Below are 11,987 nucleotides of genomic sequence, written 5' to 3'. Positions count from 1 at the left end.
TTGATTGTAACCGTTGCCTAATTCTTGGGCGGTGTTTGCGGCGCCGCAACACGCGGAACGGCGCCCGGCGCCAGCCGCTGCGGAGGCGGCGCCGGGGGCGGATTGTCGCGCGCCGCCCAGCTGCGCGGGAACTGCCGCGCGCTCTCTATGCCTTGCAGGAACAGCTTCTGCAGCGGGGTCGCCATATAGGGCAGCGTCATGGCCAGCACCAGGAAACCGATGCCCAGCGTAATGGGAAAACCGATGCCGAACAGGTTCAGCTGGGGCGCCGCCCGGGTCAGGATGCCCAATGCAATGTTGGTAATTAGCAACGCGGCAACTATGGGCAGCGCCAGCTGCATGCCGGCGCTGAAAATCCGGGCGCCCCAGTCCGCCATATGCTTGAAACCGCCGCCGCTGACCGGCACGCCGGAAATGGGCAGCGTCTGGAAGCTTTCGGCCAGCGCCGACAGCAGCACCAGGTGGCCGTTGACGGACAAGAATGCCAAAGTGGCAACCAGGGCCAGGAACTGGCTGATGGCCGACGAGCGGCCCTGGGTGTTGGGATCGAAGAAGGTGGCGAAGCCCAGGCCCATGGTCAGGCTGCTGATTTCGCCCGCCATCTCGATGGCGGCGAACACGATGCGCAGCGTGAAACCCATGGCCGCGCCGACCAGCAGTTCCTGCACCAGGATCAGCAGCCCGGCGTAGGACATGGGGTCGGCAGCAGGCAGCGCCGGCACGGTCGGGGCGATAATCAGGGCCAGCATCACGCCCAGCCCCACCTTGACGGTGGTGGGCACGCTGCGGTTGCCGAACACGGGCGCAGCGGAGATCAGGCCGAGTATCCGCGTGAGCGGCCACAGCAGAGAGGCGATCCATGTGTTGATATCGGCACTCGAGAGCGTAATCATGAGCCCGCCGCCACGCTATTTTTTTGCAGCACCAGCGACTGCACTAATTAACCAGGCCGGGAATGCCGGTAAACACGCTGCGCATATAGTCCAGCATGACCGACAGCATCCATGGCCCGGCCACCACCAGGGCCACGAAGATCCCCACCAGTTTGGGGATGAAGGACAGCGTGGCCTCGTTGATCTGGGTGGCGGCCTGGAAAATGGACACCACCAGGCCGATCACCAGCGCCACCAGCAGCATGGGGGCGGCCACCATCAGCGTCACCTCCATGGCGACGCGGCCCATCGTCATGACGCTTTCGGGTGTCATGGGCGCTCCTTATCAGTAAAAACTCTGGGCCAGCGAGCCGATCAGCAGCTGCCAGCCGTCCACCAGCACGAACAGCATCAGCTTGAAGGGCAGCGAGATGACGGCGGGCGACATCATCATCATGCCCATCGACATCAGCACCGAAGCCACCACCATGTCGATGATGAGGAAGGGGATGAAGATGGCAAAGCCGATCTGGAAAGCGGTTTTCAGCTCGCTGGTGACGAAGGCGGGGATCAGCACGCGCAGCGGCACGTCCTCCGGCCCCTGCAGCGCCGGCGTGCGCGAGAGCTTGACGAACAGCGCCAGGTCGGCCTGGCGGGTTTGCTTGAGCATGAAGGACTTGAGCGGCGCCGAGCCTTTTTCCAGCGCCTGCTGCATGGTGATCTTGCTTTCCTGCAGCGGCAGATAGGCTTCGCTGTAGATTTTGTCGAACACCGGCCCCATGACGAACAGGGTCAGGAACAGCGCCAGGCCCACCATCACCTGGTTGGGCGGCGCCGACTGCGTGCCCATGGCCTGGCGCAGCAGCGACAGCACGATGATGATGCGGGTGAAGCCGGTCATCATCAGCAGCGCCGCCGGGATGAAGGTCAGCGCCGTCATCAGGATCAGCGTCTGCAGCGACAGCCCGTAGTTGGTGCCGCCGCCGCCGGCCGGGGTGCTGGTGAAGGCGGGGATGGTCGGGTCGGCGCCGGCCAGCAGCGGCACGGCCGCCAGGCCCGCCGCGAACAGGCACTTCAGGATGGCGGTCTTGCCTTGCTTATTTGCCATTACGTTTTTCTATCGTCTGTTTGAACCATTCGGCAAAGTTGGCGCCGGGCAGGGCGGCGCCGGCTTGCGCGTCCAGGCCGGCCGCGCCTTCCTGGCGCGGCAGCGTGGCCAGCGCGTTCATGCGGCCGGGCGAGGCGCCCACGACGATCCATTGCTCGCCCACTTCCACCACCAGGATGCGCTCGCGCGCGCCCACGCTGAGCGCGCCGACCAGCTTGACGTTGGCGCCGCCGGTGATGGTTTTCGGGCCGAAGCGCTTGAGCAGCCAGGCCAGGCCGACCAGCAGGCCCAGCACCAGGATCAGCGAGAAGACGGTGGTCAGCAGGCTGCCGGTGGCGGTGGGCGCCAGCGCCGGGTCGATGGCGGCGGCCGGGGCCGCAGCGGGGGCGGGGCGGGCGCCGGCCAGCGCGGCCTGCTGTTCCGGCGTGGCGGCCGGGGCCGGGGCCGGGGCAGCGGAGGCATCGGGAGCGGCGGCAGGGGCAGCGGGTGCGGCAGCTACAGCGGTTGGTGTGGCGGCTGGAGCGGCCACGGGCTGGCTGGCGGAAGAAATCGAACCGGAGGCGGTTTGCGCCGCCAGCGCGGCCAGGGGAGGCAAGGCCAGGGCCAAGGCCAGCGCCGCCGCCAGCGCGGCAAACGGGAATGCAGGCTTCATTTATTCAGTTTTCGGATGCGTTCGGAAGGCGTAATGATGTCGGTCAGGCGGATACCGAACTTGTCGTTCACCACCACCACTTCGCCCTGGGCGATCAGGCAGCCGTTCACCAGCACGTCCATCGGCTCGCCGGCCAGGCCGTCCAGCTCGACCACCGAGCCCTGCGCCAGTTGCAGCAGGTTTTTGATGGCGATCTTGGTGCGGCCCAGTTCCACCGTCAGCTGGACCGGAATATCGAGGATGAAGTCGATATCGTTGTGCGTTTCGGTCTTCGACGGCTGCTTGGAAAAGTCCTGGAACACGGCCGCCTGCGCGGCTTGCTGGTTTTGCAATGCATCGGCTTCCGCCTTGGCCTGCTCGGCGATCGCGGCGCCCCAATCATCATCCAAGCTTTGATCGTCTTGATTATCCGACATGTTTCTCTCCAGTTGCTTCGTGTATTACTACTCGCTATTATTTCGTATTATCGGTGTTCGCCAGCAGTTTCTCTACTTTTAGCGCGTATTGCCCGTTCAGCACGCCGTACGTGCAGTCCAGCACCGGCACGCCGTCCACCGTCGCTTCTATGCTTTCCGGTATCGTCAGCGGAATGATGTCGCCCACCCGCATGTTCAGGATTTCGTCGAACGACACCTTGGCCGTGCCCAGGCGCGCAATCAGCTCCACCTCGGCGATCTGGATCTGCTGCGTCATCAGGCGTATCCAGCGCTTGTCCACTTCCAGCGCTTCGCCCTGCAGCGAGGAGGTCAGCGCGTCGCGGATGGGCTCTATCATCGAGTACGGCATGCAGAAGTGGATCTGGCCGGATACCGAACCCAGCTCCACCGTGAAGGTCGACGCCACCACCACCTCGTTCGGCGTGGCGATATTGGCGAACTGCGTATTCATTTCCGAGCGGATGTATTCGAACTCGACCGGATACACCGGCTCCCAGGACTTGGTGTAAGCCTCGAACACGATGTCCAGGATGCGCAGGATGATGCGCTGCTCGGTCTGCGTAAAGTCGCGGCCCTCGACCCGGGTGTGGAAGCGGCCGTCGCCGCCGAACAGATTGTCCACCAGCAGGAACACCAGGCCCGGATCGAACACCATCAGCGCGGTGCCGCGCAGCGGCTTCATGTGCACCAGGTTCAGGTTGGTGGGCACCACCAGATTACGGATGAATTCGCTGTACTTGGACACCCGCACCGAGCCCACCGACACCTCGGCGCTGCGGCGCAGGAAGTTGAACAGGCCCACGCGCAGCAGGCGGGCGAAACGCTCGTTGATGATCTCGAGCGTCGGCATCCGGCCCCGGACGATGCGCTCCTGGGTTGCCAGGTTGTAGGTTCTGACTCCCGCGACTTCTTCCGGCGCCGCAGCGTCGTCCTGGTCACCGTTGACGCCCTTTAAAAGGGCATCAACTTCTTCCTGGGAGAGAAAATTATCAGCCATGGCTTTCTGTGTGCTTGATTACTAAATAATTACTGAATAATGAAGGAAGTGAACAGCACTTCCGTCACATCCTGTTGCGGGCCGCGGTCCTCGAAGGGCGCGCGCACCTGTTCCATGATCTCGGCGCTGAGCTGCTGCTTGCCTTCGGGCGTGTTGATCTCGGACGCCTTCTTGCTCGACAACAGCAGCAGCAAACGGCTGCGCACCTTGGGCATATTGTTCTTGATGACTTCCACTTCCTCCAGGCCGCTGACCTGCAGCGTGAACGCCAGCTGCAGATACTGCTCGCCGTTTTCCGGCTGCAGATTGACGGTGAACGGCTCTATCGTCACGTAGACCGGCGGACCTGCCTTGGCGGGGGCCGACTTCTTGTGCTTGGCCGGCGCTTCCTCGCCACCGCCGCCCTTGAGCATGAACCACGCGCCGCCGCCGCCGGCAGCCGCCAGCAGCGCCACCGCGCTGATGATCAGGACCAGCTTCTTGGAGTTGGCCGGAGCGGCAGCCTCAGCTTTAGGTTCCGCTTTCAATTTTGGATTCGCTTTCAAAGTTACCCTTGCAGCTAAAGTGGATCATGCCGCCATTATGGCACGCAATGCGTGCCGCTCAGAGTGCTCAGGCGAAGGTATCGACCATGCCGAGCGGGCGCTGGCGCGGAGGGGGCGCCAGCGGCGCGGCATCTGCGCCGCCGCCGTCCTTGCCGCTGCCGCTGCCGCCGCCCCGGCCGGTGCGGCCGCTGTCCTGCTGCGCGGCGCCGGCCTGGGCGGAGCCGTTGTTTTGATCCGACATGCCGGACGAGACGGTAGCGTTGCCCAGCTGGATGCCGGCGTCGGCCATCATTTCACGCAGGCGCGGCATGGCCGCCTCCAGCGCGGCGCGCACTTCCGGCTGGGCCGAGCTGAAGCTGGCGCTGGCCGAGTCGTTCGACACGTTCAGCACCACTTGCAGCGGGCCAAGGTCGGGCGGGTTCAGTTCCAGCGTGGCGCTCTGTTCGCCGCCGGCCGCCATCCAGACCACTTTCTGGCCCACTTGCTGGTCCCAGGCGGCGGTGCCCACGCGGGCTTGCAGCTGGTTGCCGGCCACGGCGCTGGCCGCTTGCGCGGTGGCCAACTGGGCTTGCGCGGCCGGCGCGATCACGGTGGGCGCCGGTGCGGCTTCCTTCAATGCTGCGGCGAAGTCCGCTTTCACGGTGCGCGCGGCGGCTGCCTGGGCATCGGCGTCGGGCTGGGTGCGGGCTGCGACGGCCAAGCCGCCATCCTGCGCGGCGGCTTGCGCTCCGGCGCCGGCGGCTGCGCTGGCCGCGCCAGCCGCCGCTTGCGCCTGCTGCTGGCCGCTGTCTTTGGGGCCGGCGCCCTGCGCTGCGGCGTCGGCCGCCGGGGCTGGCGCGGTGGACATGCTGAACAGGGACGGCGGCGGAGCGGATTGCGAGGCTGACTCTGCCGTTGCGCTGGCGGCCGGCTTGGCCGCTGCGCCGGAAGCCGGGTTCGCCGCCGCAGCCGCGCTTGCCGCCATGTTTGTCTCTATGCCAGCCGCCGCGCTCGCAGCAGCGCCGGCTGCCGTGCCTGCGGCTGCCGCATCCGTAGCGCCCTGCGCCTGGCCGCCGGCCTTGGTGTCCTGTTTTGCCGCCGCCTGGGCTGCCGCGTCCAGCGCGGCCTGGAAGGCGGCGTCCGGGGCTGCCGCTTCGGCGGCGCTGCCGGCGGCCGCGCTGTCCAGCGCGGCGGCGGCGGACGCTGCATTGGCGGCCGCCGCAGCATCGCCCGCGGCGTCGGCGTTCGCTTGCAGGCCGGCCAGCGCATCGGCCGTCTGGTCCTGCTGTCCCGGCAGCGACGCCAGGGATAGTGCTGCGCCGGAGCCGGTTTCGGCCGTGTTCTCCGCTGCGTTGGCCGCAGCCGGCGCAGGCTGGTTGAAGGCCGCCATCAGGGCCAGCATGGCGGCCATCGGGTCGGCGGCTTGCGCTGCTGCGGCATCGGAGGCGTCCTGCTTGGCGGCTTCCGCAGCGTCGGCGACGTCACCGGGTGCATGCGACGCCGTTGCGGCGCCGTTGCCAGCGTCGGCGTAGCTGGCGCCAGCGTTGGCGTCCTGTGTGTCCGGGTTGGCGCCAGTGGCGGCCGGTGCGGCTATGCTGCCGGCATTGTTGTCAACTGCCTGGGCGGCATTGCTGCCGGCCTGCTTGCTGCCCTCGGCGGACGGGCTGGCCGGTGCGCGCTCGGTTTTCGGCGCGGCGGCAGGTTTGGCCTGCTCGGCGGCGCGCGCTTGCTGCTGGCTGGCCGGGGCGTGGCGGGCGGCGTTCTGTGCCGGCTGCGCGCTCCTGGCCGGGGTGGCGCGGCTGGAGGCCGAAGAGGCGGCGGCCGGCGCAGCCGGGCGCACATAAGCCTGGCGCTCGATCTGGCGCGTCAACGCCTGCATGAACTGGTTGTCCGGCGCCGAAGACGTGGCTTTGGCCGCCTGCGCGCTGGCGTTCGCGCCGGTGCCGGTGGTGGTCGTGATGAGCGGTGTCTGCATGATGGCGCCGTATGGTGAGATCAACGTTTATAGAATGCTTGCCTTGCGGCGTGTTCGTCCATGGCCTTCTGGTCGCGCTTGGCTTCCTGCTTGAGCGCCTGCGCTTGCGCGCGGTCGTTCAGCGTGGAGTAGGACATGCGCTTGCGCTCGGCTTCCTGCCAGTTGCGTTTCTCCTGCTCGCTCTTGCGCTGGCTGTGGCGCACTACTTCTTCCTGCCCCTTGATCGCGGTGTCCAGCTTTTCCATAAACGCCTGGAAATTGCGGTAAGCCATGGGCGTAATGCCGGCCTGCTGGCTTGCTTCGAAGCGGCGGCCGTATTCGTCCCGGTAGCCGGTCAGCATGGTCAGCTTTTCTTCGGCGTCCGCCACCGCCTTCAGGGTCATTCCCAGGCGCTTGGCCGCGTCGTCGGTTTCCCGGCGCGCCAGTTCGATCAGTGTTTCAAGTTGAGATTGTGAGGCCATGATGGTTCATTATAGGCGTCGGGCTCGGCTGTCAATCAGTCGAACAGAGCGGACAATTGCCCCAAACTCTCCAGCATGTCCACGCGTTCGGTGATCTGCTGCTGCAGGAAATTCTCGATACGGTCATGCAAGTTAATCGCCTGGTCCAGCACCGGGTCGCTGCCCGCGCTGTAGGCGCCCACGGCGATCAGGTCGCGGCTGCGCTCGTAGCGCGAAAACAGCTGCTTCAGCTGGCGCGAGCGGGTCTGGTGCTCGTGCGAGGTGATGGAGTGCATGGCGCGGCTGATCGACTGTTCGATGTCGATGGCGGGGTAATGGCCCGCTTCGGCCAGGCGCCGGTTCAGCACGATGTGGCCGTCCAGGATGGCGCGCGCCGCGTCGGCGATCGGGTCCTGCTGGTCGTCGCCCTCGGTCAGCACGGTGTAGAAGGCGGTAATCGAGCCGCCGCCCATTTCGCCGTTGCCGGCGCGTTCCACCAGGATGGGCAGCTTGGCGAACACCGAAGGCGGGTAGCCCTTGGTGGCCGGCGGCTCGCCGATGGCCAGCGCGATTTCGCGCTGCGCCATGGCGTAGCGGGTCAGCGAGTCCATAATCAGCAGCACGTTCTGGCCCTGGTCGCGGAAATACTCGGCAATGGCGGTGGAGTAGGCCGCGCCCTGCATGCGCATCAGCGGCGGCGTGTCGGCCGGGGCCGCCACCACCACGGAGCGCGCCAGGCCTTCCTCGCCCAGGATCTGTTCGATGAATTCCTTGACCTCGCGGCCGCGTTCGCCGATCAGGCCCACCACGATCACGTCGGCCTCGGTGTAGCGCGCCATCATGCCCAGCAGCACGGACTTGCCGACGCCGGAACCGGCGAACAGGCCCATGCGTTGGCCGCGTCCCACGGTCAGCATGGCGTTGATGGAGCGCACGCCCACGTCCAGCGTTTCCACGATGGGCGCGCGGCCCAGCGGATTGGCCGGGCGCACATTGATGGGCGCGCTCTCGGTGGTGTGCAGCGGACCCAGGTTGTCCAGCGGGCGGCCGGCGCCGTCCAGCACGCGGCCCAGCAGTTCGGGGCCGACCGGCAGGTGGCGCGCGCGGTCGCTGGGGCGGCGGCGCGGATGCGCCACGCTGCCGGGTTTGGGGATGGTCGGTTCGATCGGGAACACGCGGGTGCCGGGCACGATGCCTTCGACGTCGCTTTGCGGCATCAGGAACAGGCGGTCGCCCTCGAAGCCCACCACCTCGGCCTCGACCTTGCCGCCGGACGGCAGCGGCACGGTGCAGGCGGCGCCCACGGCCAGGCGCAGGCCCACCGCTTCCATGACCAGGCCGGCCACGCGCGTGACGCGGCCCGACACCTGCATGGGTTCCACGAATTCGGTCAGCGCCGCGCAGTCGTTCAGGTAGGCGCGCCAGCGGCCGGCGTGCGGCGAGGCGGGAGGGGTTGCGGAAGCGGCGGCGGGAGCATTCATATCAGTCCAGCCAGCCCACGTCTTTGCCCAGCGCGTGGGTCAGGCGCTGCCAGCGGGCGGACGCCTGCGCGTCGATCTGGTTGCTGGCGGTATCGATCTTGCAGCCGCCGCGTTCGATCAAGGCGTCCTCGATCACGCGCCAGCCGCCCTTGTCCAGCTCCTCGCCTATGCCGTCGCGCACGGTTTTCGCGTCTTCCGGATTGAGCATCAGCAGCGCGGGCTGCTGCAGCACCGGCAGGTATTCGATGGCTTCGCGCACGATGGGCAGGATCAGCTCGGGCTTGACGTGCAGCGCCTGCTTGAGCATGCCCTTGGCCAGCTGCAGCGCCAGTTCCAGCACGTCGGCCGCGATCAGCTGGTCGGCGTCCTGCAGGGCGGTGCTGAAGTTGCCGGCCATCTCGCGCAGCGGCGCCAGTTCCAGGTCGGTGGCTTCCTTGCCCAGCGCAATGGCGTCGGCGTGGCCTTCGGCATGGCCGGCCGCATAGCCCTTGTCGTAGCCGTCGATGCGGGCCTGCTCGCGGATGGCGGCCAGTTCTTCCTCGGTCGGGTACTCGGGCGGCGGCGGCTCCGGCTCCAGGTAGTGCTCGTCCTCCAGCCCGGCTTCCGGTTCCGCTTCAGGCGGCGGCGCGAGCGCGGCCAGCGCGGCCGCTTCGGCTTCGCGCGCGGCCACGGCGCTGGGGCGGAAGTCGCCAAAGGACTTCATTTCCCAGCGCTGGAAGGCGGTTTGCTGTTCTTTCGGTATATGTGCCATGTAACTCTATCAACTTAGACGAAGGAATCTTCGCCTTTTCCGCCCAGCACGATCTGGCCTTCGTCCGCCAGGCGGCGCACGATCTGCAGGATCTGCTTCTGCTGCGTTTCCACTTCGGACAGGCGCACCGGTCCTTTCGATTCCAGGTCTTCGCGCATCATTTCGCTGGCGCGCGCCGACATGTTCTTGAACACCTTGTCGCGCAGGTCCTGCGAGGCGCCCTTGAGCGCGATAATCAGCATTTCCGACTGCACCTCGCGCAGCAGCAGCTGGATGCCGCGGTCGTCGATGTCGATCAGGTTGTCGAACACGAACATCTCGTCCATGATCTTCTGCGCCATGTCGTTGTCGTAGTTCTTGATGTTGTCCATCACCGAGTTTTCCTGCTCGCCGCTCATGAAGTTCAGGATCTCGGCCGCCGCGCGCACGCCGCCCAGCGTCGATTTCTTGATGTTTTCATTGCCCGACAGCAGTTTGGTCAGTACGTCGTTGAGCTCGCGCAGCGCGGCCGGCTGCACGCCGTCCAGGGTGGCGATGCGCAGCACCGCGTCGTTGCGCAGGCGGTCGGTGAAGTGTCCCAGGATTTCGCAAGCCTGGTCGCGCTCCAGGTGGACCAGGATGGTGGCGATGATCTGCGGGTGCTCGTTGCGGATCAGCTCGGCCACCGACTGCGAGTCCATCCACTTCAGCGACTCGATGCCGGACGCGTCCTTGCCGCCCAGGATGCGCGACAGCAGCACCGAGGCCTTGTCGTCGCCCAGCGCCTTGGTCAGCACCTGGCGGATGTACTCGTCCGAATCGAGGCCCACGGTGGAGGCGGCCGCGACCTGGTCGCGGAAGTCGTCCAGGGTGTCGACCACTTGCTCGTGCGGCACATTCTTCATGGTGGCCATGGCGGCGCCCAGCTTGAGCACCTCGCGCGGGCCGAGGAATTTCATCACCTCCGCCGCTTCGCTTTCGCCCATCGCCAGCATCAAGATGGCGGCCTTTTGCAGTCCGGTAGAATCAGTCATTTGCGCCTATCCATGCTTTGATGACGTTGGCGACGATGCGCGGATCGTCCGCAGCCAGTTTCTTCGCCAAGGCCAGGTTGTCGCGGTAAGTCCGCGCGGTATTTTCTTCCAGTTTAGCCATTTCCTCGGCCATGATCTCTTCCGGCGTCGGACCCACGGGTTCCTCGATGACCGGTTCTTCCGGTTCAGGCTCGGGCTCGTTGATCTCGTCGATTTTCTTGAACACCGGCCGCATCATAGGACGCACGATGCGCAGCAGGATGTACAGCAGGATCAGCGCGGTGATCAGGAACTTGGCCAGCTCCTTGGCCAGCGGCAGGTTGGCCGGGTCGCGCCACCAGTCCATCGGCGCTTCGAAAGGCTTGTCGACGCCGTCGAAGGGGGCGTTGGCCACGCTCATCGAGTCGCCGCGCTCGGCGTTGTAGCCCATGGCTTCCTTGACCAGGCTGTTGATCTTGGCCATTTCCTCGGCCGTGTAGGGCTTGACCGTGACCTTGCCGGTCACCTTGTCGACGATGCGGCGGTAGTTCACCACCACGCCCACCGTCATGCGCTTCAGGCCCACCATGGCTTTCTGTTCGTAGCGCACGGTCTTGTCGACTTCGAAATTGGTGGTCGATTCCTTGTGGCTGGGGCCGTTGCCGGCGCCGCTGGCGGCCGTGCCGGCCGGCGTGCCGGGCGCAGGGGCGGTGCCCGGCGGGTTGGTGGTCAGCGGCGCGGTGGCCGTGCCGGGAGGCTGGTTCGACAGGGCGCCCGGCACGCCGTTGGGATTGGCGTTGGCGCTGCCGTTGGTTTCGCTGCTCTGCTGGCTGCGGATGGCGGACGCCTCCGGCGGCGAGTTCGGCTTGTAGGACTCGGCGGCCTGTTCGACGGCGGCGAAATCCACGTCGGCCACCGCCTCGGCGCGCACATTGCCTTCGCCCACGATGGGCAGGATGATGGACTCGACCTGCTTGATGACCTGCTTCTGCAGTTCCTGCACGTATTTCAGCTGGCTGGCGTCCAGGCTTTTGTTGGTGCCGGCGGCGTTGTTCTTGTTGGTGTCCGACACCAGGTTGCCGGCCTGGTCCACCACCGTCACATTGGACGGCTGCAGCTGCGGCACCGAGGAGGCCACCAGGTGCACGATGGCCTGCACGTGTGCCGGGTCGATCTGGCGGTTGGGATGCAGGTTCAGCAGCACGGACGCGGTCGGTTTCTGCTGTTCGCGCACGAACACGCTGTCCTTCGGCATGGCCAGGTGAACGCGGGCCGATTCCACCGCCGCCAGCGACTGGATGGAACGCGCCAGTTCGCCTTCCAGCGCGCGCTGGTAGTTCACCTGCTCCAGGAACTGGGACACGCCCAGCTTCTGGTTCTCCATCAGCTCGAAGCCGACGTTGCCGCCCTTGGGCAAGCCCTGCGCCGCCAGTTTCAGGCGCGCGTCGTGCACTTGCTCGGTCGGCACCAGGATGGCGGTGCCGCTTTCGGAAAACTTGTGCTTGACCTGCATCTGGTCCAGCGCGGCCGTGATGGCGCCGCCGTCGCGGTCGGTGTAGTTGGAGAACAGCACGCCGTAGGCCGGCGGCTGGTTCCACAGCCACAGCGCGGCCAGCACGGCCAGCACGGCGGCCACGCCGCCGCCTATCATGACATTCCTGCCCAGCGGCGTCTGGAAGAAGGGCGGCTTGGCCTCGGGCTGCGCCGTCTCCGCTGCTTCGTCGATGTCGATTTGTTCGGCTGCTGCTGCCATGGCTG

The 11,987-nt window shown here is 66.5% G+C and carries 13 protein-coding genes; all 13 read right to left on the bottom strand.

Translation table 11 applies throughout. The features are described from left to right. Positions 1 to 17: 17 nt before the first annotated feature. A complete protein-coding gene (gene fliR / locus AC07S4_RS29205) occupies positions 18 to 893 on the bottom strand; it encodes a flagellar biosynthetic protein FliR (RefSeq protein WP_494989930.1) in 876 nt (291 codons plus the stop codon). Between the two features lie 43 nt (positions 894 to 936). Beyond that, positions 937 to 1,206 (bottom strand): flagellar biosynthesis protein FliQ, encoded by a 270-nt coding sequence (fliQ, locus tag AC07S4_RS29200; protein ID WP_161073670.1) that lies wholly within the window; start codon positions 1,204 to 1,206, stop codon positions 937 to 939. 12 nt (positions 1,207 to 1,218) lie between these two features. After that, positions 1,219 to 1,980, bottom strand: coding sequence for a flagellar type III secretion system pore protein FliP (gene fliP / locus AC07S4_RS29195; protein ID WP_494989929.1), 762 nt, complete (start codon positions 1,978 to 1,980; stop codon positions 1,219 to 1,221). Continuing rightward, positions 1,970 to 2,632, bottom strand: a complete 663-nt coding sequence (gene fliO, locus AC07S4_RS29190; protein WP_494989928.1) for a flagellar biosynthetic protein FliO — start codon at positions 2,630 to 2,632, stop codon at positions 1,970 to 1,972. Before fliO ends, fliP begins: the two co-directional genes overlap by 11 nt. Then, positions 2,629 to 3,048, bottom strand: a complete 420-nt coding sequence (gene fliN, locus AC07S4_RS29185) for a flagellar motor switch protein FliN (RefSeq protein ID WP_161073667.1) — start codon at positions 3,046 to 3,048, stop codon at positions 2,629 to 2,631. The genes fliO and fliN overlap by 4 nt, the downstream gene beginning before the upstream one ends. A gap of 37 nt (positions 3,049 to 3,085) precedes the next feature. After that, a complete protein-coding gene (fliM, locus tag AC07S4_RS29180) occupies positions 3,086 to 4,066 on the bottom strand; it encodes a flagellar motor switch protein FliM (RefSeq protein WP_161073666.1) in 981 nt (326 codons plus the stop codon). 29 nt (positions 4,067 to 4,095) lie between these two features. Continuing rightward, positions 4,096 to 4,593 (bottom strand): flagellar basal body-associated protein FliL, encoded by a 498-nt coding sequence (gene fliL / locus AC07S4_RS29175; RefSeq protein WP_494989927.1) that lies wholly within the window; start codon positions 4,591 to 4,593, stop codon positions 4,096 to 4,098. A gap of 85 nt (positions 4,594 to 4,678) precedes the next feature. Beyond that, entirely contained in the window at positions 4,679 to 6,565 is a 1,887-nt protein-coding gene (locus tag AC07S4_RS29170; RefSeq protein WP_494989926.1) for a flagellar hook-length control protein FliK, read from the bottom strand. A 20-nt stretch (positions 6,566 to 6,585) separates the two neighbouring features. Next, positions 6,586 to 7,026: a flagellar export protein FliJ gene (fliJ, locus tag AC07S4_RS29165; RefSeq protein WP_494989925.1), complete on the bottom strand. Its 441-nt coding sequence runs from the start codon at positions 7,024 to 7,026 to the stop codon at positions 6,586 to 6,588. A gap of 35 nt (positions 7,027 to 7,061) precedes the next feature. After that, positions 7,062 to 8,486, bottom strand: coding sequence for a flagellar protein export ATPase FliI (gene fliI, locus AC07S4_RS29160; protein ID WP_494989924.1), 1,425 nt, complete (start codon positions 8,484 to 8,486; stop codon positions 7,062 to 7,064). Position 8,487: 1 nt separating this feature from the next. Continuing rightward, a complete protein-coding gene (locus AC07S4_RS29155) occupies positions 8,488 to 9,237 on the bottom strand; it encodes a flagellar assembly protein FliH (RefSeq protein ID WP_494989923.1) in 750 nt (249 codons plus the stop codon). A 14-nt stretch (positions 9,238 to 9,251) separates the two neighbouring features. Beyond that, positions 9,252 to 10,250: a flagellar motor switch protein FliG gene (fliG, locus tag AC07S4_RS29150; RefSeq protein WP_494989922.1), complete on the bottom strand. Its 999-nt coding sequence runs from the start codon at positions 10,248 to 10,250 to the stop codon at positions 9,252 to 9,254. After that, positions 10,243 to 11,982, bottom strand: coding sequence for a flagellar basal-body MS-ring/collar protein FliF (fliF, locus tag AC07S4_RS29145; RefSeq protein WP_494989921.1), 1,740 nt, complete (start codon positions 11,980 to 11,982; stop codon positions 10,243 to 10,245). The genes fliG and fliF overlap by 8 nt, the downstream gene beginning before the upstream one ends. Positions 11,983 to 11,987 lie beyond the last annotated feature (5 nt).

This window comes from Pseudoduganella sp. GW821-FHT05F09, from assembly GCF_059419605.1.
The sequence above is the reverse complement of the archived record's forward strand: the minus strand, read 5'-3'. Positions and strand labels throughout refer to the sequence as shown.

Excerpts from the sequence above, each read along its gene's own strand:
- fliR (WP_494989930.1), bottom strand. The coding sequence starts at position 893 with ATGATTACGCTCTCGAGTGCCGATATCAACACATGGATCGCCTCTCTG.
- fliQ (WP_161073670.1), bottom strand. The coding sequence starts at position 1,206 with ATGACACCCGAAAGCGTCATGACGATGGGCCGCGTCGCCATGGAGGTG.
- fliP (WP_494989929.1), bottom strand. The coding sequence starts at position 1,980 with ATGGCAAATAAGCAAGGCAAGACCGCCATCCTGAAGTGCCTGTTCGCG.
- fliO (WP_494989928.1), bottom strand. The coding sequence starts at position 2,632 with ATGAAGCCTGCATTCCCGTTTGCCGCGCTGGCGGCGGCGCTGGCCTTG.
- fliN (WP_161073667.1), bottom strand. The coding sequence starts at position 3,048 with ATGTCGGATAATCAAGACGATCAAAGCTTGGATGATGATTGGGGCGCC.
- fliM (WP_161073666.1), bottom strand. The coding sequence starts at position 4,066 with ATGGCTGATAATTTTCTCTCCCAGGAAGAAGTTGATGCCCTTTTAAAG.
- AC07S4_RS29170 (WP_494989926.1), bottom strand. The coding sequence starts at position 6,565 with ATGCAGACACCGCTCATCACGACCACCACCGGCACCGGCGCGAACGCC.
- fliJ (WP_494989925.1), bottom strand. The coding sequence starts at position 7,026 with ATGGCCTCACAATCTCAACTTGAAACACTGATCGAACTGGCGCGCCGG.
- fliI (WP_494989924.1), bottom strand. The coding sequence starts at position 8,486 with ATGAATGCTCCCGCCGCCGCTTCCGCAACCCCTCCCGCCTCGCCGCAC.
- AC07S4_RS29155 (WP_494989923.1), bottom strand. The coding sequence starts at position 9,237 with ATGGCACATATACCGAAAGAACAGCAAACCGCCTTCCAGCGCTGGGAA.
- fliG (WP_494989922.1), bottom strand. The coding sequence starts at position 10,250 with ATGACTGATTCTACCGGACTGCAAAAGGCCGCCATCTTGATGCTGGCG.
- fliF (WP_494989921.1), bottom strand. The coding sequence starts at position 11,982 with ATGGCAGCAGCAGCCGAACAAATCGACATCGACGAAGCAGCGGAGACG.